Consider the following 20,935-nt stretch of genomic DNA (forward strand, 5'->3'; position numbering starts at 1 on the left):
CTACAGGTCTATTTACTGATGACTTGTAGGCACTTTTTTTATTCCTGAAATTAATCTCTTTTAGACTTTTTTGGGAAACATAACTAACAAACATAACTAGCAGGCGGTGTATTTATAATGGTTTCAGCCATTAAAAGGTTTTTAATTGGAAGACCTTTGAAATCCCATGAATTAGGGGAACAAAAAATTAATAAAACGAAAGCATTAGCAATTCTTTCTTCTGATGCGTTATCATCAGTGGCCTATGGTCCTGAACAAATACTAATCGTGTTGGTTACATTAGGAGCAGCAGCCTTTTGGTATTCCGTCCCTATCGCAATAGGTGTATTGATACTATTAACAGCTCTAATATTGTCATATCGCCAAATTATCTTTGCTTATCCACACGGAGGCGGAGCTTATGTAGTATCTAAAAGTAATCTAGGAGTTAATCCAGGCTTAATTGCTGGGGGCTCATTATTGGTTGACTATATCCTTACTGTTGCGGTAAGTGTGTCGGCTGGTACGGATGCAATTACCTCCGCTTTTCCTAATTTACATGGCTTTAATGTCGAAATTGCGATAGTATTTGTTATTCTTATTACAATATTAAATCTAAGAGGTGTAACGGAGTCAGCTTCGATATTAGCCTATCCGGTATACTTATTCGTATTAGCCTTGTTTATTTTAATTGGTGTTGGTATCTACAATATTGCTACCGGACAAGTGACACCTGAACTGCATACACCAATTGGTACACCTGTGGCTGGAATCAGCCTGTTTATCCTTTTAAGGGCGTTTGCTTCTGGAAGCTCTGCCTTAACTGGAGTTGAAGCTATATCCAATGCGATTCCTAACTTCAAGGATCCAGCTCCTAACAATGCCGCTAAAACATTAATGATGATGGGCTTATTGCTTGCGATCCTTTTTTCAGGAATCGTTACGTTAGCTTATTTTTATGGCATCTCGCCGAGAGCTGAGGTAACGGTGGTATCACAAATTGCAGAGGAAGTTTTCGGACGAAACTTTATGTACTTCTTTATTCAAGGAACAACAGCCTTAATCTTAATTCTTGCTGCTAATACTGGATATTCTGCCTTCCCATTGCTGGCGGTTAATCTTGCTAAAGATAAGTTTATTCCAAGGATGTTCCTTATTCGCGGGGACCGATTAGGGTACTCAAATGGAATCATTATCCTTGGAATTTCATCGATTTTACTGATCCTTGCTTTTCATGCAGAAACAGAGCATCTTATTCCTCTTTACGCAGTCGGCGTGTTTGTTCCATTTACATTGTCGCAAACAGGAATGATGGTGAAATGGCTTAGAGAAAAACCAACCGGTTGGATTCCAAAATTTATCATCAATACAACGGGAGCCTTGATTAGCTTTATCGTTACATTAATGTTCTTTTTAACAAAATTCTCGCAGGTATGGTCGATTTTAATTTTCTTACCAATTATTATCTTTGTTTTTCACCGGATCAAAAAGCATTATGATGCGGTTGGCGACCAACTCCGGATTACTACATGTGAGCCGGCTGTACCGATTGAAGGGAATGTCATCCTAGTACCTGTTGCTGGTATTACTCATGTCGTAGAAAACACAATAAATTATGCTAAATCCCTTTCCCCAGATCAAATTATTGCCGTATACGTTGCCTTTGATCGAGAAGAGGAGCAAAAGTTTGAGGAAAAATGGAAGAAGTGGCAGCCGGATGTACGACTTGTGACATTGCATTCTCACTATAGAAGTATCATTAACCCGCTGACGAAATTTATTGATATTGTGGAACATAAGGCGAGTGAATCCAACTACAAAGTCACAGTGGTCATCCCACAATTTATTCCTAAAAAAGGCTGGCATAATATTCTTCATAACCAATCTGGGGTCCTGATTCGCACCTTATTGCTGTATCGAAGAAACGTAGTCGTCACGACGGTTCCTTATCACTTAAAAAAATAATATAAGCTATTTTGTGGCATCCCTATATTATGGGATGCTTTTTTTGTATAAATAAAATAATTCCCTCTTGAAAAAACAATAGAAAACGAATATTATTATTAAGTTATTAAAAAACGTTCGTGTTTTGGAGGAAAACCATGTTTAAACTCAAAGAGAACCATACTAATACAAAAACAGAACTGCTTGCCGGTATCACTACCTTCTTTACAATGGTTTACATTGTCGTGGTAAACCCAGTTATTTTAGCAGATGCTGGTGTACCATTCGAGCAAGTTTTCACGGCAACCATCATCTCAGCCGTTATCGGAACACTTTGGATGGCCTTGTTTGCCAATTACCCCATTGCGATTGCACCAGGAATGGGACTTAACGCCTACTTCGCCTACTCAGTCGTCGGTGGCCACCAAAATATTGCCTATGAAACAGCCTTTGCTGCTGTTTTCGTTGCCGGCATCATCTTTGTAATATTGTCATTAACACCTTTCCGGGAAAAATTAATTGATGCGATTCCTGAAAACCTGAAGCATGGCATAACTGCGGGAATTGGATTATTCATTGCGTTTATCGGCCTCAGACTTACTCATATTATTACAGCTCACCCTACCAACCTTGTTGGTTTGGGAGATCTTCGTGCCCCTTCTGCATGGCTTGCCATTGTTGGACTGGCCGTCACACTTATCTTAATGGCACTAAGAATCAATGGTTCATTATTTTTGGGAATGATTATTACCGCACTGATTGCCTTTTTTACAAATCAACTTTCCTTTGATCAAGGTTTCGTTTCTCTCCCTTCTCTTCCTGAGGGAATGATTATCAGTAATCCCTTTACTGCTTTTACGGATGTTATTCAACACAGCTTGTATGCAGTAGTGTTTTCATTTATTCTAGTCACTATTTTTGACACAACAGGGACAATGATTGGAGTTGCAAACCAAGCTGGGTTAATAAAGAATGGCAAATTACCAGGTGCCCGTCAGGCTTTACTATCTGATTCGGTTGCCACAGCAGTCGGTGCCATGTTTGGGACAAGTCCAACTACAGCCTACATTGAATCAACTTCAGGGGTAGCAGCTGGTGGTCGAACAGGACTAACCTCTCTTACTGTCTCAGTTTTGTTCATTCTTTCTGCCTTCTTTGGCCCACTGGTCAGCGCTGTTTCCGGGATATCAGCAATTACGGCACCTGCTCTAATTATTGTTGGCAGCATGATGATGGGCAGCATTGCAAAAATCCGCTGGAATGAGCTTGATGAAGCCTTTCCTGCCTTCCTGGTAATTTTAAGTATGCCACTGACTTCAAGCATAGCAACTGGAATTGCTCTAGGATTTATCAGCTATCCACTTTTAAAAATCGTAAAAGGAAACTGGCGCGAGGTACATCCACTTGTATATGTTTTCGCCGTTTTGTTCTTTTACCAGCTTGCCTTTTTACCACATTAAATGAAAATTAAGAAAGGCCGGAGCACCGGCCTTTTTTAGTCTATATAACACACCTTATTCCGCCCGAGTTTTTTGGACTTGTATAACCCATTGTCAGCACGGTTTAACAAAGTATCTTGCGAGTCACCTGGTTGTGAATGAGTCACACCAAAGCTTCCAGTAATACTTCCTACTCCATTAAAATGGTTGGTTTCTATGACACTTCTTAGATGTTCTGCAAGTTTGGCAGCATCCTTACCTGTTATATTAGAAATGATGATAAACTCTTCCCCGCCCCAACGGCCAAAGAGCTCTTGTTCTGATAGTTGGCTTCGAACCAATTCGGCAAGCTCGACTAAGACTTCGTCACCGACCTTATGTCCATAGTTATCATTGACTGCCTTAAAATGGTCAATATCAAAAAAGATGATGGAGAAGTGCTCTCCCTTTTCACGAAAAGCTTTCAGATTTATTTCAAGCCATACATCAATTTGGAGCCGGTTGGCGATTCTCGTTAAGGAATCGATAAAGGCATACTTCTTAAACATTTCCAAATCAGCATAAGTCTTAAATATATGCTGCGCATAATAAAGAACAATGATATAAACTAAATTGGCCAAGTAATACTGCCCAAGGGAATCAATCGATTCCGAAGAAAGACTATAAAAATACAAGATACCGATTACAAAGTTAATGATAAAAATCATAATCGAGAAATACAGTCCACGTCTAGTTCCGAGGATTAAGAAAAATAACAGTATGATCATCGGCATCCAAATAATAAAATCCCCAAGAGAACCACCTGATACTGCGATATAATTTCGGACCACATCAAAAAATGTCACTACTTGATAAACACTGATTAATACCAAACTAGAATATTCAGCAAAACGGATGTAACATCTTTTGAAAATAAAAACCCAGCAAATGATAAACCAAATCGAGAGTGTAGTATTAATCGTAAAATCAAACTTACTGGAAATATCTATATTTTGCAGAAGTGTATTAATAATGAGTGCCATGACAATACAAGGTCCAATCCAAAGAAAAATACTTCTCTTCAGTTCATCGAATGATTCCAATTTCCTATTCAAAGATGCTTCATCTCCCAAACTAATCTCAATCGATTAGCCCCGTCCACACGGCAGCTGGCTGGCATATTCACACACCCTGTGAATTTAGCCCCTATAGCTTTGCGCCTCTATTTTTCAACAGATTTGCCCTATCGATTTTATGCAAAAAAAGCAGTACCCCCAACAAAGGTCACTGCTACGATCCTTTTTCTTTACAACGATTATACCATCGATTTCATTGGTATTGCTATAATGGAATTTCTGTAAATAAAGTATTATTGTATAGATGTCGGATGTGTACCCTGATTTCCTTCCTCACCAGAATAAGATAAGTGCAGAGGGGTAAGATAAAAATAAAAAGGAATTTCTAATGATTGGACTAATGCTTGCGGTGATCATTTTTAATTTTATAGCATTCAAAACCAATAGAAAGCTCACGGGGAATCAAATTGTTCATATCTGGTCATTCACAATTGCCTTTCAGGTTATTTTCGATATAATAGTGGAATTCAAATATCATGGTTATTGGTACTTCGAAAAAGAAATCGATTGGAAGGGACTCATTGCCCATTTAATTTTAATCCCCCCTGTTAATATGATATTTTTAAATTGGTATCCACATAAAGGTACTTTTTTAAAACAACTATTTTTCTTTATCCTATTTGTTATTGCTATTTTACTTTACGAAATGGCTACCCTGCTTCCTGAACCGTGGGGATATTTCCATTATGGCTGGTGGGAGATTTGGCATGCGGCCATTGCAGATCCTATTCTCTTGCTCATTTTACTACTTTATTATAAGTGGATTTGCAGCCTGGAGAAAAAAGCTGTTCAGGGTTATCGACCATAGCGCCTTTTCCGATTTGGACAAGTGAATGCCGTTTTTAGTTTTATGACATTGTACATGAGTTTTGCCTGCCTGCCTTTTTGCGTGCGGGCATTTATTTTTGGCCGGAGACACTCAAGAAATTGCTCATCGCAGTAACAGCTTGGAATTCCTCTTTTTAGGCAGCGATCATGTTTATAACAGCAAGCATCAACATCATTTACCGGTGCACCCGGACCGCTGCATCCCGGACCACACCATCGATAACCTGGAAATATACAAAATTTTGCCCCTTTCATTATCAGCCACTCCTTAATTGTCTTTCTACATTAATATGAAGGTATCCGATGAAATGGGACAAACTTGGTGAAAATATATGATGATATGAACAAAGAGGAAATCAGCACGATTTCCTCTAAAATTTAAAAATTTTTGCTAAAGTTTTTAGAGATTCTGGACTGCAGAAGTTTCCGAAATGATCTTTAAGCAGCATTTTTGCCTCTTCCTGAGTGATTTCTTTTTGTGCAATATTATGATTTTCAATCCAATAGGTTATGGTTTCAAAAGAGGTACTGCTCCAGCCATTTTTTTCTCCCAAAGAGTTTGTTTTCTCTTTGGTACCTGAAACCACTATATCCATAGAGCCTTGTAATTCTAATAAGCCGTTATCAAATGCTTTTTTCTTTTCTTTCTCCTTCATACCTGCTTTTGATCGCAAAACCCTTGTATCGATCCCCTCTTCCTCACTGATAAGAGTAAACAATTCTAGTGCTTCCCTTGACATAAGGCCGTCTGCATATCGTTGTTTGACTGATTGCTCCGACCCCAAAACGGCTCTTGCCAATGGCAATAGTTCACTGGAAATGAATACAGATTTCTTTTTAACAAACTTCCCATATGCAGCCACTCCATCCGCTGAAAAACGAGTGCGCCATAACCAAGGGTCGAATTCTGAATCTGAATGCCAGTGTTCATGCATTGTCATACTACCCAATGAAGGATAATTCGGTATTAATGGTGCCAATGGCAGAAAACCAATCTCCTTAATAACCGCTACCGCTTCTTCATAGGTTTGAATCTTATATTCCTGCATCCCAACCATTCTCCCTTTTTTCGAATAAAAATTTTCTTTTAGTAATACTTCTCTATTCATCTCCTATTCCCCTTTCACCTAATCACAGCATGGTCTATTTAAAAAATTCCATGTTTGTCCAATCACAATTTTTGGGACATGCATATTTTAGTGGTATGAGTGAGAAAGGAGGGAAACAATATGTCTAGAAGACAACGTTTTGATAACGATGATGTTGCAGGTGTAAGCGATCAAAATGAAAGAAGACATCGTGATGACAACGATGTAGCGGGCGTATCTGATCGTAATAATGGAAGAAGAATTGTAATTAATGCAGATGAGGTAATTATCCGTGCAGATCGTGTGATTATTATTGATGAGGATGACAGAAGAAAACGTGACCGTGACGATCGCAGAGACGATCGCAGAGACGATCGCAGAGATGATAGAAGACCATTTTGGTGGTTCTAACAGTTAAATTCTTCACGCGTAAGCAAGCAGCCCTACATAAAACGGCTGCTTGTTTTTTTAGCCAAAATTTTTAAAATTATGGTAAATTATAGTTATAAATAATAGAAATGGGGAGCAACTATGTTAGAGATATTTCCAGTCTATATGTCAGCCTTCGATCACGATAGAACCGTCCGTGTCTATCTCCCATCCAACTACGATCAAAACAACAAATATTATCCCGTTTTATATATGCATGATGGACAAAATGTTTTTGAAGACGAAGGTGCAATTAAAGGTGTTTCACTCGGAATGAAAGATTATTTAGATCAAAATAAATGGGAGATTATTGTTGTTGCCATTGATATAAATGCCGAAGGAGAAGAACGGATAAATGAATACTGCCCTTGGATGCACGGTGAAACGGCAAATAAAATACTAGGATATCATTGCACGGCCAGCGGCAAAGGGGAAGCGTATATAGACTTTATCATCCAGGAGCTAAAACCATTGGTTGATCGCAAATATCGAACCCTCCCGGATCAAACCTCAATGGCAGGAATTTCCTTAGGTGGATTAATCTCTACATATGCAGCGTGCCGTTATCCTCATGTTTTTAAAAGAATCGCAGCCCTGTCACCAGGTTATTATCGAAACCAAGAAGAAATAGAGAGCTTCATTCGAAAGTCTGATTTATCGGCAATAGACAGATTCTATATGGACTTTGGAACGAACGAAGCTGGCGAAGAAAATGAGCTGTTTATGGGTTTGATTACTGGAGTGTATGAATTACTCAGTGAAAAAATTGAAAATACTACGTTTCAAACTATCCCAAATGCCGAACACCATTATACTTTTTTTAGGAAAAGAGTTCCTGAGTTGCTTTCCTATTTATACGATGAGAAAGGTATGGCTGATTAATAGCCATACCTTTCTTACTAGATAAGTATATATTCCGCAGCTGAACCCGGAGGCTTCCGCTCCTGGAACTAAAACGGTTTAGTAATCATTAAGGCAATAATGATGATAAAAATTACATTTTCAAGGTTTTCATATTTGAAAAGCACCTTTGACAGCTTTTGATACTCTTCGGGAATATCCTCACCTTGATGGGATTCTAATAGCGCTTTAACTGGACGAGATCTTGGTGAGAGCACAATGGGCCCAATCGCTAAGGCAGCTAAAAAGAGGACTAGGCTTGTGACATACCAGCCCATCCGGAACAAACTTGGATTGAGTATCCCCATAAGTAATCCTGAAATTAATAAAAGCGTCCCGCCAATCATGACAAATATATGCAACCGATGTCTGATTGCATAGGAATGTCTTAGTTCCGTCATCGTATTCCCTGATTTTACAACGGTTGTTAAAATAAAGCCCGGTCCCATTCCTATTATCGCAGAAAAAATGTGGATAAAAACCAGGATCTTATAGAAAGTAATCATGAAAGTAACCCCCAATCTTCCCCTAACATTTTATCATAACAAAGGTGGAAAAGGTTTGAATGTACGTTTACTGTCAAAAAATTGCCGTTTATTAATGGTATAATAATAGAAAGAAATACCTGAAAGGCGGCAGTCCGAATTGAAAAGTCTCATTAAATTTCTCTATATTATAATCGGATTAGTTTCCCTCGTTTTTGGGGTTATGGGAATATTTCTACCAGTTCTCCCAACTACGCCCCTTTTACTATTGGCCTCGTTCTGTTTTATGAAAGGGTCGGAACGATTTGAGATCTGGTTTAAAGGAACCCAACTCTATAAAAAGCATTTAGAAAGCTTTGTAAAAGAAAAATCGATGACCTTAAAGCAGAAACTTACCTTGTTATTATTTGCTGATGCGATGATCATCATGGCAATGATAATGGTTGATAAACTTTTTGTCAGAATTATGCTTCTGGGTGTCATCATTTATAAATATTATTATTTTATTACCAAAATAAAAACCATACCTTCTACACAAAAAACCACGTAAAAAGGGAGCTGCCATTGCAGTTCCCTTTTTGCTACTCGCTTTTATTATTGTTAATCGCTGCTATTAGTGCATCCAGCTTATCATTTCGTTGTTGGTCTAATTTGGTTTTTTCATTCATGAACTTTATGACTCTTACAATAAAATAAATGGTGAACCCGAGAATAACCAAATAAATAATAAAAGGAATAAAAGCAAAAAGACCAAACATACCGATATCCATCATGGAAAATCCCCTAACATTGTAAAGTTATACCAATAGTATACATGATGTTCAACCATTAGTATCTATAAATGTAAAACCATATGCTCATCCGTATAATAGACACCATTCATCTTCATCGCTTTTTCCTCTACTCCAAAAACTTTAAACCCTAGTTTAAGATAAAGTCCTTTTGCTTTTTCATTGCTCGCCATAACAGATAAATTAATTTTCTCGATGATATCCAGCGATTTTGCCTTGTTAATGGCTTCCGTCATCAAAGCTTTTCCAACACCTAATTGTTGTTTCTTTGGAGTGACATACATCGCAAAGATATTGGAGCGGTGCTGGATTTTTTCTGCTTGCTCGTGAAGCAAGGTAACAACGCCAATTAGCTCCGTTCCATCGAAAGCTCCAAACGTATAATTTCCTTTTGCAGTAAAATTTTGAGCAACCTGTTCAATCGGATTTTTTCTTTTTATCGCATCTTCATAGCTGGTTAAAAATGCTTCTGGATTTTCCTTTAAAGCCTCTAATCTTAATGCCCAGTAGCACTCTGCATCCGCAGCAGTCAATTGTCTAATCTCCATCTTCATCCCCCTCACTTACATATAAATATAGGCTAAAAGTCTAATAGTATGCAAGATTCAGAAAAAATCAAAAGGAGCCCCTATGCATCATCCCCCTTTCTTCCCTTTAAAATATCGCGAATGATTTCTAGATGAAAGGCAGCCCATGCTTTTTCACGAAAATGGAGAATGACCACAAAGGTAAGGGTAAATAAGTAGATAAGGCAGAAGGCGGCCCAGAGAAAACTGCCATCCTTAAAGAGCAGCTCCTGCAATTGTTTTGAAAACAGAAAGAAAAACCAAGGGATCGAAGTGACAAAAATCGGTATGATCCCTGAGCCATTCTTTTCTTTCAGGATCCGATAATATATTAATTGTAACGTTGGGCTGTCAATCGCTTGATAAAATTTTTGAATTTCTTCAATTTCCATCATTTCCTTTAAATCTGTGATGGAGCGATGATCAGCTGCTGTTTTTTTTAGGTGAAGATAAACTTTATGGGCATCCCCGCGCAACGAAAACACTGTACCATCCCTCCTGAGTGATTACTGCATCCCTTGGTTAACATTTCCTGACTTTGAGTGATTTTTGATTTTATCAATAATGAAAGTAAAAAGTGGGATAATTAGCCCCATGATCAATGCATAGGGATTCCAGTAAGTGCTGTCCCAATGGCTCATATACGAGACATTTGGATAGACAACCGTTGAAAACATAACAGTTAAGATCCCTATTGGAATCACGAGAAAGCGGTAATCCTTCACCTCTACAATCTGCGCGAAACCAATGACACAGGCATAAAAGTAAACAGTTGTTTTAAAAAAAATCGAGAGAATCCACATACTGGCCATCACCGACTCAATCCTTTGAATGATGTCAAAAGCACTTACGGATTTTGCAAGAACATAGCTAGGAAACATTTGCCTAGCTGAGGTGGAAGCACCAAGTACCAAAATACATAATAGAATGATGACCCCCACAATAAACGCTCCTAGAATCGATCCAATAATAAAGTTCCATTTAATCCGATCCCTCCGGTTAATATTCATCGGGATAATCATAAGAAAAACGACTAAGGGAAATCCAGCAATCCCGATAAAGTCAAGAGCCGCTGATAAATGTTCGCTTAAGCTTGCTTCGTATAAGGGACTTATCCTCTCAAGCTTCAGTTTTGGTAATAATAGCAGTGATAATGCAGTTAAAAGAAAAATAAACCACGGAAAAAGGAGCTCTCCAGTTCGAGCAAAAACCTCAATCCCCGCGCGGACGACCACCATAACAAGGACCGCGAGCATGAGATTAAGCATTTCGATTGGAGTTCTTGTTAAGATTTGAGTAGTTGTGAAATTACCGAAATAATAGAGCAGCGTAGTTGCTCCTATAAAAGAAAAATAAACATAAGTAAGACCGATCATTTTACCAAGTACTTTTCCGTAGACTCTTTGCAGGTATTGAATATATGTTTCTTTTTTCATCGCTCTGCTGCAAACCACGAAAAAGTAACCTATTAACGCACACCCGGCAATCCCTATTAGAGCAGAAAGCCAGGCATCTTGATTGGATTTAGCTGTCATTGTTGCTGGAATCACAAGAATGGTGGTTCCCGTTGTAAAAAATATCGTTAAGATGCTAAGCTCAAGCGGGCTAATCCTAGCTTTTTCTTCCAAATTGAAACCTCCTCCCTCATTTAATATTCTTCGCAAACATTTTATTTACAGGTTCCATGGTAATCGAAATTAGTTCTAATGGATTTGGAATTGGTAGGTGGTTAACCTGTGCAATTCCAATTCCAGTGATAAAGAGCATGAGAAATGTAAATATCCAGATCTCCCGTCTTAGCTTATCTTTTGCCAATTGGTGAATATGAAAATAGGAAATCACGCTAAAAATGACAATTAAACCGAAGCTTTTAAGCATATTTTCTTACTCCTTCTTCAACTCATTATGAAACGGATCAGAAATGGTCCCGATACGTCTTAATTCAATATTGCTGTTTACAGTTACAGGAACCTCTGGAAACATTTCACCCCAATTTTCCTCCAGCCTTTCCCACTCCTTCGGTTCGTCTTTGTGAATCCAATCTCCAAAACCAAAAATATCAGATTTATAATCTTCCTGTGCTTTACGAATCACTTTTTGAACAACCTCTTTTATTTCGTTGTTCATTTGCTCGGTAATTTCAGAAAATGTCCCTTCATTGAGTAAATCAAGCTTTATATTTACTTCACCCACATTGGCTTCGCCAGAGATATTTACTACAAACCTAGGCATTCCGTTCTTAATCGTTGGCTTGATATTCGTTTTGGTTTTTACCAATTCAACCGCTACTTTTCCATCATCAACCTCCGTAACGATGACCGTGCTCTCAACATTACCTTTGATATAATTGAGTCCTTTACTTTCTTGTTCATCTAACCAGCCGACTAACTTATTTTCATGAAATACGGCAATTCCAGAAAATCCAAGCAATGCTTTTGGTGAAAGGCTCTCAACATTTGCTTTGGTCAATCCAGACTTTGGATCACCCCGAATCGTAACACCTGTTAAGGTTGGCTGAATTCCGGTATTAACAATTTCATCAATTAAATCATTTAAATTTACTTTGGAGATTGCAGAATAGGATTCGGCTGCATCTTCGAGTGTGTAGAATAATTTATTCGCTGGAATTTTCTCTAGGCTAGTAAGAACTTTAAGGATCTCCTCTGCTTTAACTTCTTTTGAGATAACTAGATAAAAATCTGTCCTTAGCTCTGGCTCTCTCGATAATAAATCGAGCGCATCATAAATTCCTTCTTTCCCTACTTTTTCTCCGATTACAACCATCCTTAGATGGGCAAGGTACACTTTTCTTGGGGTGATTTTCGTTAACTTCCGTATTGCTTCCAACAACATTCTTCCCTTTGCCGTAAAGGTTGTGACGGGAGTATCATAACCTGCTCCGCCGCCAATGGCTGAAGCATTTTCTTTTGGATTAAGGATCTGTGCAGAAACAATGTATTCTCCCTCTTCATTAATATCTATTCCAAGGGCTACCGCTATCGCTAGTTCCGTTGTTTCTCGGCGATTCCAACAACCAGTCAACAACGCTAGCAATAATATGGCAATTAGGATGATTCGAAATGTTTTTCTCATAAGACACCCCTACTTTCGGACTTTTGGTTTGGGTGTAGGGTTATTTTGTTCCCTAATCGTATTATTCTGATTAATTAAACGTGGCCGAGAAAACATCCCCCACCAAGGCACTCGAAAGAACACGTCCTTTTGGTCCTGCAAAATGAAGGGAGCAGCCGGAGACGTGTAGGGTACACCGAATGACCGGAGGGTAGATAAATGAACGCAAAGTAATATTAATCCGAACATTACGCCGACTAGTCCAAAAGCTGCAGACAGAGTCATCATCCCAAAACGCAGGATACGAACGGTTGTCGCCAAGTTAATTGCCGGGAAACAAAAATTAGCAATCGCTGTTAAAGAAACAACGATGACCATTGCCGATGAGACAAGCCCTGCTTGTACTGCGGCCTGACCTAACACCAATGCCCCAACAATACTCATTGCCTGTCCCACCGCTCTCGGCATTCTTACACCGGCTTCGCGTAAAATTTCAAAACAAACTTCCATAATTAATGCTTCCAAAAAAGCTGGAAAGGGTACTCCTTCACGCTGCGCAGCAATCCCAATCAATAAGGTAGTGGGCAGCATTTCTTGATGATAGGTTAAAACAGCGATATACAACGATGGCGCCAACAAAGCAAGGAAAAAACAGAAAAATCGCAGCATTCGCAGTAATGTGGCAATATCAGCCCGTTGGTAATAATCTTCACTTGCCTGAAAAAACTCAACGATTAAGCTGGGAACAACGATCACAAACGGAGAACCGTCAACAAAAATTGCCACTCTCCCCTCAACCAACTTTCCCGCCACAGCATCAGGACGTTCGGTACTAAATATGGTTGGAAAGGGCGAAAAGGTCTCGTCTTGAATCAATTCTTCTATATAGCCCGTTTCCAAAATCGCATCAATATTAATCCGATCCAACCGTTGATGAACTTCCTTTAAAACATCTTCATTGACGATCCCTTTGATATACGCAACAACAACTTTTGTTTTCGTGACCGTCCCGATTTCTTTCGCTTCCATCCAAAGGTCTGCACTCTTTATTCTCCTACGAAGCAAGGAGGTATTCGTTCCTAGAGTTTCGGTAAAGCCATCACGTGGCCCTTTAATCAAGGTGGCCGATTGAGGCTCCTCGACACTGCGTTTTTCAAAACCAGGGATGTTGACAGTAATCGCAATGGATTGTTTTTCTACCAAAATGGCAGCATGTCCAGATAAGATGTTGGTCATTAAAGTGGGGAAATCTTTCACTTCCGTTACCCCACCCACCGTAACAGCTTTCTCTTTTAGCGCAACAATAAGCGAACTTTTATTTAGGAAAGAATGTTCAAGATCATTGGGCTTTATTTTATATATCAGTGAATCAATAAGCTCTTGAAGAGCGGTCGTATTGATTAATCCTTCCATAAACAGGATACAAACATCAATATTATTCTCCGGACCAATTTTAATTGGACGTGAAACAAAATCGGCACTATTCCCTAACGAATTTTTTGCGTAGTTTATATTTTGATCCAAAGAAGAAGTCAGTTCGGACTGATTTTGGTCAGGAGATGAATCTGACATTTGCTCTGATTTTGTTTTTCGAAAAAAATTCTTCAAGGTTCGTTTCAGCATTTTTCCTGCCATGGTAAATTTCACCTCATCCCCCTTTATTCTTAACAATCATTTCCAAAGTATGTAAAAAGGATTTGTATTCGGATTAACAGGAGATATTTGTGAACAGTGGTGCCTTGCCGGGTTTACTTTCGGATGGGGTGATTTACTTACGGATAGTGCGTTTTACTTGAGGTTAGTGCGTTTACTTGCGGATAGAGCCATTTACTTGCGGATAGCTCGTTTTACTTGCGGATAGAGCCATTTACTTGCGGATAGCTCGTTTTACTTGCGCATAGCGTCATTTACTTGCGGATAGCGTCATTTACTTGCGGATAGCGTCATTTACTTGCGGATAGCTCGTTTTACTTGCGGATAGCGTCTTTTACTTGCGGATAGCGTCATTTACTTGCGGATAGCGTCATTTACTTGCGGATAGCTCGTTTTACTTGCGGATATAAAAAAAGCAGCCGTTTTGAACAACGACTGCTTGTTTTTATGAGTTATTGGCTATCACTATGTAAAATGGCTTCTGGTTGTTGCTCAGGCTCTTCCCAGCCCTTACAGACATCGACCCATCCTATTGCACCGGAGAATTGGGCGAGTTCCTCTTTCGTTAATTCAATCGCAGAATTGGTGCTGCCGCACGCTGGGAATAATGTCTCGAAGCGTTTCATCGAAACATCAAGATAAACATCTAGTTCATTTTTCAACCCAAACGGACAAACACCGCCAATCTCATGACCAGTTTGTTCAAGGACTTCATCCGGTGAGAGCATTCTTGGTTTGAAACCAAAGACTTGACGAAATTTCTTATTATCAATTTTTGTATCCCCTGCCGCTACAATCAATACAGCTTTTTCACCTTCTCCCCTAAAGGAAATGGTCTTCGCGATTCGGGCAGGAATAACACCAATCGTTTCGGCTGCTAATTCAACCGTGGCACTCGATGTATCAAACTCCATCACATCATGTTCGCGATTCCACTTTTTAAAATGAGCCTTTACACTTTCGAATGACATCTTCTTCACACCTTCCCAATCATTATTATCGGAAATAATAACATACTTTAATTAGGAATAGTGTAAAGTTGCTCATTACAGTCCAATCATAATCAATAATTGGCGAAGTCCCATCAAGGCAAATCCACCTAAGTATCGGTAAGCAATTAACGCAATGATCGGTGAGAAATCAATCATTCCAAAAGGAGGAATAAACTTTCTAAAGACTCCCAAATAAGGTTCTACAAGTTTTCCGATTATCGATCCGATTTTAGAAGTACTAAATCGTGGGAACCAAGAACCAAAAATCGATATTAAAATTAACCAGTAGTAAATATCATAGATATATTGACCAATCTGCATTATCGTTGTGCCCAAAATTTACTTCTTCCCATCTATAAATATTTTTGTAACAACTATCTATACGTTATATTCCCTAAAAGGTTTCAAGTTAATAATTTTAGGAGAAATATTTATCATGGTAAACTAAATGGAAAAATAATAAAAGAAATTTGTTTCTTTATGAAAGCCGATTTTTTCATATAATCTTTGGGCTGTTACATTTTCCTTACCTGTCTCTAGTAAAACTCCCTTTGCCCCTGATCCCTCTGCAAATTGAATGGCCTTTTGGATTAGCTGCTCACCAGCACCGTTTTTCCTGGCGCTTTTCTTTACATATAAATCATTCAATACCCATATTCGCTTCATGCTAACAGAAGAAAAGCTTGGATACAACTGAACAAAACCGATAGGTACCTCTTGGTCAATCGCTATGAAAATAACAGACTCTTCTTTTTCAAATCTTGCCTTTAAAAACTCTCTAGCTCCGTCTAGATCCGTTTCTTGTTCATAAAATTGCCGATACAAATCAAATAGTTCGGTTAGGGCTTCAAGATCATTCATAGTTGCTTTTTGGATTAACATATTATTACCCCCTTATGAAAAAAAGATCGCAGATTCTACGACCTTTTTAAAGAATACCATGAAAGGCTTCGATTAAATCAATTAAAAATTGGTAAACAAGACTAAACATCTGATATAGAAACTCAAAAAAGGAGTCTAACATCCAAACACCCCCACCAGCTCGTCTTACGATAATTTATGCTGATTAGGACGGGTTTGAAACGGCTTCTTAAGAGTAATTATTGGTCGCTAGGAATACTGGCTTCCTCAGAAATATATACATTCCAAGAAATGATGGTTGTACTGTCGCGAACATGGTTTTCTTGGATTTTCAGCAGCAATGACCGAATACTTTCATCATCCTGTTGGTTTGTAAACTCTTTGAAAATATCACTTGGATTTAAAAAAGGACCATTTGGACATTCAATCAAACCATCGGTCGTGAGAAATAAATGATTCAGTCCCTTTCTTAACTCCCGTCTTCCACAACTATAACAGGGTACTTTTTGCGCAAATGTATTAACTTGTCCGATCCATTCAAAATATTGCCTTTGATTTAGCGGATACTGGCCAAATGCTGCAAGTTCGGGATGAAACAAGTATAAAATACAATCCCCTACTGAAAACCACCAAATATATTTACCTTTCCTTGCGACGATTAAACAAGCAGTTTCGCCCGTAACATTCCGGCATGCAGAAAGAAACTCTTCTGATTGAAAAATACCGGTAACCTGTTCCTCTAGCTTTTTAAAGAGATGATCATTTATTGTTAAAGCTAATGTTTGTTTTATCTCAGATTTGTTAAGGGCAAATTGCTGCAAAACAAGTTCTGCGCTTTCGGCTGTATAATGAGCATCAAGGAGAATGGTAAATTCCCATTCTCCCTTACTATCAGTCCAAACCAAGCATCCATCTTCATTTTTCACTTGGCCTGCTTGGGAGTTACCTCCATAGCGACCCATTGTCACATGGTTTACTTGATGAACGTTGGGATTATCTATAAAGCTTTCTTGACTTCCTACCCACATAAATTCTTCTTCCGTTTTTATTATTACTCCCTCCTAAGCAGCCCCGGATTATATCGGTTAAAGTTCTATGAAAGCTATAATGTTTAACACTTACAAACCATTAAAAGATTCCCATCAGGGTCTTTAAAATTAAAATAATGACCATGCTGTATTTCTGTTGTTATCTCGATATTCTTTTCTTTTAAATAATTATATGCTTCTTCGATATTTTCCGTATTAAAATGAAAAACAGGGTGACTGAACACTCGATCCTCACGAAAGATCTTGCTATCTAGGACGATTCCAGGCTCCTTCATCGGAATAACATACAAATGACCAAATTGAATTTCTCCGTCTGCGGTCACCCCCAACAGATCACAGTACCAGTCTTTTGCTTTTTTAATATCACGAACTGGTATAAATACCGTGCCAATTCGATTTAATATTAGAGGATTCACAATCCCCATTTCCGACCAACCTTTTCGAGTCAATAAAGACGTAATATGAGCAAGGTGATGTTTCCCGTGCCAAGCATAGATTCCGATATTTTCACCGACGGAGACGGTGCCTGATTCGGGGTGGATGAAGGTTCTTTCTAAATCTACAGGACTAAGGCTTCGTAAAAGTTTGACCCATCGGAAATGCAATTTTTCAATTAAGGTCAGGGAAACATCTACTGGCAATTGATAATCGGGAAGTTCTGCCCATCTCGCTTCTTCATACGGTTTAATGGTAGGACTGTCTTCTGTCAGCGCTAACTTAAATCGAACATAAGCATTCATATGGCTATCTGCTACATGATGAACAACCTGACGTACCGTCCAACCACCTGTACGATAAGGCGTATCAAGCTGTTCCTCGGTTAGACCTTTTACCGCATTTCTTAATAAACCTGGTAATTCCTCAATCTCCTTAATCCAGCCCTCGATTAAACTAGTTGTCACTTCTCCATCCAGCTTGAATTTTCCAATTGGATATCTTTCATCCATTAAACTATCTCCCTTCTTCCGTAAGCTTTTACAAATCATCCTGAAACCTCTTCTCGTTATCATCCGTCTAAAAAATCGATTCACAAGGAGGTGTTACACATGAAGAAACTTAAAGATCCATATGATTTAAAACAGCGGCTAATTCAAAAAATTTATCGGGAAAATCTAAAAAAGAAGAAAACCGTACAAAACGAAAAAAGAAATATCCTATTTTTTATTGCATGTGTTTTCTTAGGACTTATTATTTTTGCTGTCATTGAGCAATTATTCCTCTAACTTCACCCTACATGATCTTAACGCCCTTTGACTCAAACCAATAAAAATCCTTATTTTCTCGAAACCATTTCTACCCCATATCCGTAAATAAGTTAATAAATTCCAAAAGGGGATGGATTATTATGGATATAGCCGTTATCATTCTTGTGTCTTTTTATATCGTGTATTTCTTAATCATGATTCCGATTCAATATTCCTATATTTCCGAAATGAATCAACGGTTAAAGAATAAACCACACAATGATGTTTATGACAGCATGTCTTTTGAAGAACAACAATTACACTTTAATGCGCAGGGAAGTCTTCTTAATTTACCTTCCAATTTAGTTGCACAACTTATATATAAACTTCGCCACCGGAAAGAAAACTAGATGTTAGAGTTTGGCATGTTGTATGCATGCCATTTTTATTTTTCTAATTTAATAACATAGGTAAGTAGTAGATAAAGTAATCCAACCATTAAGATTAACAGTTCAAATTTGAGCCCCAAGGCTCCTATAGACAGGATAAAACCTATTAGAAAACACAAGCCCGCCACAATACTAAATCCCATGTAAAAAATTCTCCATGCTCTCTTCTTTAAACCAAAGGTACCGACGATCGTAATGAAGGCTGATATTAATAGAACGGCGACCATGATCAAAATGCTTTGATCCCCCGTTGAATCAATGTTTCCATTCCACGCTCCGCCTAGCGATGTTCCTAGTAAATACAGAAACCCAACTCCAGCTCCCACAATCAGCATCAAGATACCAAGAATGATTCCCATGAGTTTGGAATACACGAATTTATTCATTTTTAAGCGGATCCGTGGAATAGTGAGTGATTAATGAATTTAGCAGTTTTTCTATGGGGGTAAACTCGAAACCCAATGAATTGGCTAGGCTGGTGTTGACGGACCATGAACCAGGTAAATTGTATGGTGAAGGCGCTCCATCATGGTGTAATATAGCTTTTGTTTGGGTGGAATCTTCAATAGCTTTCACTAATTCTCTTAAACTAATATCTTCCGCTGAACCGGGATTAATTGGGCCTCGGAAATCCGACTTCGCTATTTGATATAAGAAATTTGCGGCTTCCCTTGAATCGATAAAGCTATATCTCATGTCTGGATTTTCGATGAATACCGCTTTTCCTTCTTTAATATGTTCAACGTGAAATCTGAGGCGATTTGTATAGTCATCTTTTCCAACAATGATTGGGAAGCGCACTGCTACAACTGGTATTGTTGTTTCTTGAAAAAGAACCGCTTCCGCTCCGCGTTTTGCTTCTTGGTAGCCCACATAGCCAGGGTACTCCCTTCTGCCTTTTAGAATCGGTTGGAATTTTAACGGTTGAAAGTTTTCTTCCCGGTGATTTGTGCCAAAATCATAGACGGCCTGACTAGAGGTAAAAACATATTTTTGCACTTTCCCTGCCAATGCCTTTAAGGTATCTAAGGCCTCCACGGGTGAGTAGCACGTTTGATCAAATACAACATCCCATTTTTTGTGATGGAAAGATTGATAGGATGTGTTGTCTTCCCGATCGATTTTTATTCTGGTTACATGGTCTCCAAAGGAGTCTGACGTTATCCCGCGTGTGGCGATCGTTACTTCAACCCCTTCATCTAGTAAAAGCTGGACCAGTCGTTTTCCAACAAATTGTGTTCCACCAAGAATTAATGCTGTTTTCATGGTATTATTCCTCACTCTCTTAAATCTTTCTGAAACATCACCATATCCAAGGCCCGTATGCCATTTTCATAGATCGGAGTCGGATAGTTTTTAAAGAAATCCTTTATTATCTCATTCATTCTAAAACCAACCTTCTGATAGAATGCAAGGTTAGCAATACTGGAATTGGCCGTACCAACAATCATTTGTTTGAAGCCTTGTTGCTGGTATATGACGAAGGCCTCGCTTAAAACTTCCTTGCCCATACCACGCCCCCGAAAATCTTCGACTAATGCGATATTTTTCAGCTCTACAATATCGTTTGGATGGAAGGTGAATAAAACGACACCCGCGATATTCCCTTCATAATGAATTGAGAACATCTCCCCCTCATTGATGTATTGCTTCACAATTGCCTCGCTTTCGTCTGCCAGAAGGAGATAATCTAGGAACAAGGGGCGCTCTTCTCGATTAATAATTTTTAAAAACATACAGGCTATCTCCCTTTTGTCAGGAATTCATCAGAATATACTTGCATTACTACAACACAGTTCATAATGACTGTTTCATCTTTCTTTTTCGGGTTTCGGGCATTATGGACCTCTCATAATGACCGGTTCATCTTTGTCTTTCGGGTTTCGGGCATTATGGACCTCTCATAATGACCGGTTCATCTTTGTCTTTCGTGATTCGGGCATTATGGACCTCTCATAATGACCGGTTCATCTTTGTCTTTCGTGGTTCGGGCATTATGGACCTCTCATAATGACCGGTTCATCTTTGTCTTTCGGGGTTCGGGCATTATGGACCTCTCATAATGACCGGTTCATCTTTGTCTTTCTTGATTCGGGCATTATGGACCTCTC

At 38.7% G+C, this 20,935-nt stretch carries 27 protein-coding genes, 1 pseudogene and 1 riboswitch; of the genes and pseudogenes, 8 read left to right on the plus strand and 20 right to left on the minus strand.

The genetic code is table 11. The annotated features are described in order from the left end of the window. The first annotated feature begins 117 nt into the window (after nt 1-117). Together ACWM35_RS17165 and ACWM35_RS17170 are read left to right on the plus strand one after the other, a co-directional pair. Nucleotides 118-1,944 (plus strand): APC family permease, encoded by a 1,827-nt coding sequence (locus tag ACWM35_RS17165; RefSeq protein WP_454820056.1) that lies wholly within the window; start codon nt 118-120, stop codon nt 1,942-1,944. 137 nt (nt 1,945-2,081) lie between these two features. Further along, nucleotides 2,082-3,383, plus strand: a complete 1,302-nt coding sequence (locus ACWM35_RS17170; protein ID WP_454820057.1) for an NCS2 family permease — start codon at nt 2,082-2,084, stop codon at nt 3,381-3,383. Nucleotides 3,384-3,418: 35 nt separating this feature from the next. Here the strand turns inward: ACWM35_RS17170 and ACWM35_RS17175 are convergent, their stop codons facing one another. Further along, nucleotides 3,419-4,456, minus strand: a complete 1,038-nt coding sequence (locus tag ACWM35_RS17175; protein ID WP_454820058.1) for a GGDEF domain-containing protein — start codon at nt 4,454-4,456, stop codon at nt 3,419-3,421. A gap of 46 nt (nt 4,457-4,502) precedes the next feature. Further along, nucleotides 4,503-4,594, minus strand: a riboswitch (cyclic di-GMP riboswitch). A gap of 211 nt (nt 4,595-4,805) precedes the next feature. On the opposite strand from ACWM35_RS17175, the gene ACWM35_RS17180 reads away from it, so the two are divergent. Further along, nucleotides 4,806-5,285: a hypothetical protein gene (locus tag ACWM35_RS17180; RefSeq protein ID WP_454820059.1), complete on the plus strand. Its 480-nt coding sequence runs from the start codon at nt 4,806-4,808 to the stop codon at nt 5,283-5,285. Here the strand turns inward: ACWM35_RS17180 and ACWM35_RS17185 are convergent. After that, a complete protein-coding gene (locus tag ACWM35_RS17185) occupies nt 5,273-5,560 on the minus strand; it encodes a phospholipase (protein WP_454820060.1) in 288 nt (95 codons plus the stop codon). The two genes, ACWM35_RS17180 and ACWM35_RS17185, sit on opposite strands and share 13 nt — an antisense overlap. A 116-nt stretch (nt 5,561-5,676) precedes the next feature. Beyond that, the gene (locus tag ACWM35_RS17190) at nt 5,677-6,414 is read right to left on the minus strand and encodes an AlkZ-related protein (RefSeq protein WP_454820061.1); all 738 of its coding nucleotides are present in this window, start codon (nt 6,412-6,414) and stop codon (nt 5,677-5,679) included. A 120-nt stretch (nt 6,415-6,534) separates the two neighbouring features. On the opposite strand from ACWM35_RS17190, the gene ACWM35_RS17195 reads away from it, so the two are divergent. Together ACWM35_RS17195 and ACWM35_RS17200 are read left to right on the plus strand one after the other, a co-directional pair. Next, nucleotides 6,535-6,804 carry a hypothetical protein gene (locus tag ACWM35_RS17195; protein ID WP_454820062.1) on the plus strand — a complete coding sequence of 90 codons (270 nt, stop codon included), beginning with the start codon at nt 6,535-6,537 and terminating at the stop codon, nt 6,802-6,804. Nucleotides 6,805-6,924: 120 nt separating this feature from the next. Beyond that, nucleotides 6,925-7,704 carry an alpha/beta hydrolase gene (locus ACWM35_RS17200; protein WP_454820063.1) on the plus strand — a complete coding sequence of 260 codons (780 nt, stop codon included), beginning with the start codon at nt 6,925-6,927 and terminating at the stop codon, nt 7,702-7,704. A gap of 68 nt (nt 7,705-7,772) precedes the next feature. On the opposite strand, the gene ACWM35_RS17205 is transcribed toward ACWM35_RS17200, so the two are convergent. Continuing rightward, a complete protein-coding gene (locus tag ACWM35_RS17205; RefSeq protein ID WP_454820064.1) occupies nt 7,773-8,228 on the minus strand; it encodes a DUF2269 family protein in 456 nt (151 codons plus the stop codon). 139 nt (nt 8,229-8,367) lie between these two features. Here ACWM35_RS17205 and ACWM35_RS17210 point away from each other — a divergent pair, with 139 nt between their 5' ends. Next, nucleotides 8,368-8,757: a YbaN family protein gene (locus ACWM35_RS17210; RefSeq protein WP_454820065.1), complete on the plus strand. Its 390-nt coding sequence runs from the start codon at nt 8,368-8,370 to the stop codon at nt 8,755-8,757. Nucleotides 8,758-8,788: 31 nt separating this feature from the next. On the opposite strand, the gene ACWM35_RS17215 is transcribed toward ACWM35_RS17210, so the two are convergent. The 13 genes and pseudogenes from ACWM35_RS17215 to ACWM35_RS17275 form a co-directional block, all read right to left on the minus strand. Further along, on the minus strand, nt 8,789-8,980 hold the full coding sequence (locus ACWM35_RS17215; protein WP_454820066.1) for a hypothetical protein: 192 nt from the start codon (nt 8,978-8,980) through the stop codon (nt 8,789-8,791). A 62-nt stretch (nt 8,981-9,042) separates the two neighbouring features. Then, entirely contained in the window at nt 9,043-9,546 is a 504-nt protein-coding gene (locus ACWM35_RS17220) for an N-acetyltransferase family protein (RefSeq protein ID WP_454820067.1), read from the minus strand. 80 nt (nt 9,547-9,626) lie between these two features. Beyond that, the gene (locus ACWM35_RS17225; RefSeq protein WP_454820068.1) at nt 9,627-10,049 is read right to left on the minus strand and encodes a hypothetical protein; all 423 of its coding nucleotides are present in this window, start codon (nt 10,047-10,049) and stop codon (nt 9,627-9,629) included. A gap of 21 nt (nt 10,050-10,070) precedes the next feature. Beyond that, nucleotides 10,071-11,192: a GerAB/ArcD/ProY family transporter gene (locus ACWM35_RS17230; protein WP_454820069.1), complete on the minus strand. Its 1,122-nt coding sequence runs from the start codon at nt 11,190-11,192 to the stop codon at nt 10,071-10,073. 16 nt (nt 11,193-11,208) lie between these two features. Further along, complete coding sequence (locus ACWM35_RS17235; RefSeq protein WP_454820070.1) at nt 11,209-11,442, minus strand: hypothetical protein; 234 nt, start codon at nt 11,440-11,442, stop codon at nt 11,209-11,211. Nucleotides 11,443-11,448: 6 nt separating this feature from the next. Beyond that, nucleotides 11,449-12,657, minus strand: coding sequence for a Ger(x)C family spore germination protein (locus tag ACWM35_RS17240; protein ID WP_454820071.1), 1,209 nt, complete (start codon nt 12,655-12,657; stop codon nt 11,449-11,451). A 9-nt stretch (nt 12,658-12,666) separates the two neighbouring features. Next, complete coding sequence (locus tag ACWM35_RS17245) at nt 12,667-14,208, minus strand: spore germination protein (RefSeq protein ID WP_454820098.1); 1,542 nt, start codon at nt 14,206-14,208, stop codon at nt 12,667-12,669. A 533-nt stretch (nt 14,209-14,741) separates the two neighbouring features. Continuing rightward, nucleotides 14,742-15,260: a YbaK/EbsC family protein gene (locus ACWM35_RS17250; RefSeq protein WP_454820072.1), complete on the minus strand. Its 519-nt coding sequence runs from the start codon at nt 15,258-15,260 to the stop codon at nt 14,742-14,744. A 75-nt stretch (nt 15,261-15,335) separates the two neighbouring features. Continuing rightward, a complete protein-coding gene (locus ACWM35_RS17255; RefSeq protein WP_454820073.1) occupies nt 15,336-15,617 on the minus strand; it encodes a YggT family protein in 282 nt (93 codons plus the stop codon). A gap of 108 nt (nt 15,618-15,725) precedes the next feature. Continuing rightward, on the minus strand, nt 15,726-16,163 hold the full coding sequence (locus ACWM35_RS17260; RefSeq protein ID WP_454820074.1) for an N-acetyltransferase family protein: 438 nt from the start codon (nt 16,161-16,163) through the stop codon (nt 15,726-15,728). A gap of 218 nt (nt 16,164-16,381) precedes the next feature. Continuing rightward, complete coding sequence (locus ACWM35_RS17265; protein WP_454820075.1) at nt 16,382-17,170, minus strand: protein phosphatase 2C domain-containing protein; 789 nt, start codon at nt 17,168-17,170, stop codon at nt 16,382-16,384. 83 nt (nt 17,171-17,253) lie between these two features. After that, the gene (locus ACWM35_RS17270; protein ID WP_454820099.1) at nt 17,254-17,616 is read right to left on the minus strand and encodes a VOC family protein; all 363 of its coding nucleotides are present in this window, start codon (nt 17,614-17,616) and stop codon (nt 17,254-17,256) included. Between the two features lie 6 nt (nt 17,617-17,622). Beyond that, nucleotides 17,623-18,138 (minus strand): annotated as a pseudogene (locus tag ACWM35_RS17275) (YfiT family bacillithiol transferase); the annotation flags it as partial. Nucleotides 18,139-18,237: 99 nt separating this feature from the next. On the opposite strand from ACWM35_RS17275, the gene ACWM35_RS17280 reads away from it, so the two are divergent. Both ACWM35_RS17280 and ACWM35_RS17285 read left to right on the plus strand, forming a co-directional pair. After that, entirely contained in the window at nt 18,238-18,414 is a 177-nt protein-coding gene (locus ACWM35_RS17280) for a hypothetical protein (RefSeq protein ID WP_454820076.1), read from the plus strand. Nucleotides 18,415-18,536: 122 nt separating this feature from the next. After that, on the plus strand, nt 18,537-18,785 hold the full coding sequence (locus ACWM35_RS17285) for a DUF3949 domain-containing protein (RefSeq protein WP_454820077.1): 249 nt from the start codon (nt 18,537-18,539) through the stop codon (nt 18,783-18,785). A gap of 35 nt (nt 18,786-18,820) precedes the next feature. Here ACWM35_RS17285 and ACWM35_RS17290 read toward each other — a convergent pair whose 3' ends face one another. Genes ACWM35_RS17290 through ACWM35_RS17300 form a run of 3 tightly spaced genes read right to left on the minus strand, consistent with a single transcriptional unit; the run spans nt 18,821 to nt 20,560 of the window. Then, complete coding sequence (locus tag ACWM35_RS17290) at nt 18,821-19,210, minus strand: hypothetical protein (protein WP_454820078.1); 390 nt, start codon at nt 19,208-19,210, stop codon at nt 18,821-18,823. Continuing rightward, nucleotides 19,203-20,090, minus strand: coding sequence for an NAD-dependent epimerase/dehydratase family protein (locus tag ACWM35_RS17295; RefSeq protein ID WP_454820079.1), 888 nt, complete (start codon nt 20,088-20,090; stop codon nt 19,203-19,205). The genes ACWM35_RS17290 and ACWM35_RS17295 overlap by 8 nt, the downstream gene beginning before the upstream one ends. Nucleotides 20,091-20,101: 11 nt before the next feature. Next, nucleotides 20,102-20,560 (minus strand): GNAT family N-acetyltransferase, encoded by a 459-nt coding sequence (locus tag ACWM35_RS17300; protein WP_454820080.1) that lies wholly within the window; start codon nt 20,558-20,560, stop codon nt 20,102-20,104. Nucleotides 20,561-20,935: the final 375 nt, after the last annotated feature.

It is taken from the genome of Neobacillus sp. K501 (assembly GCF_053749995.1).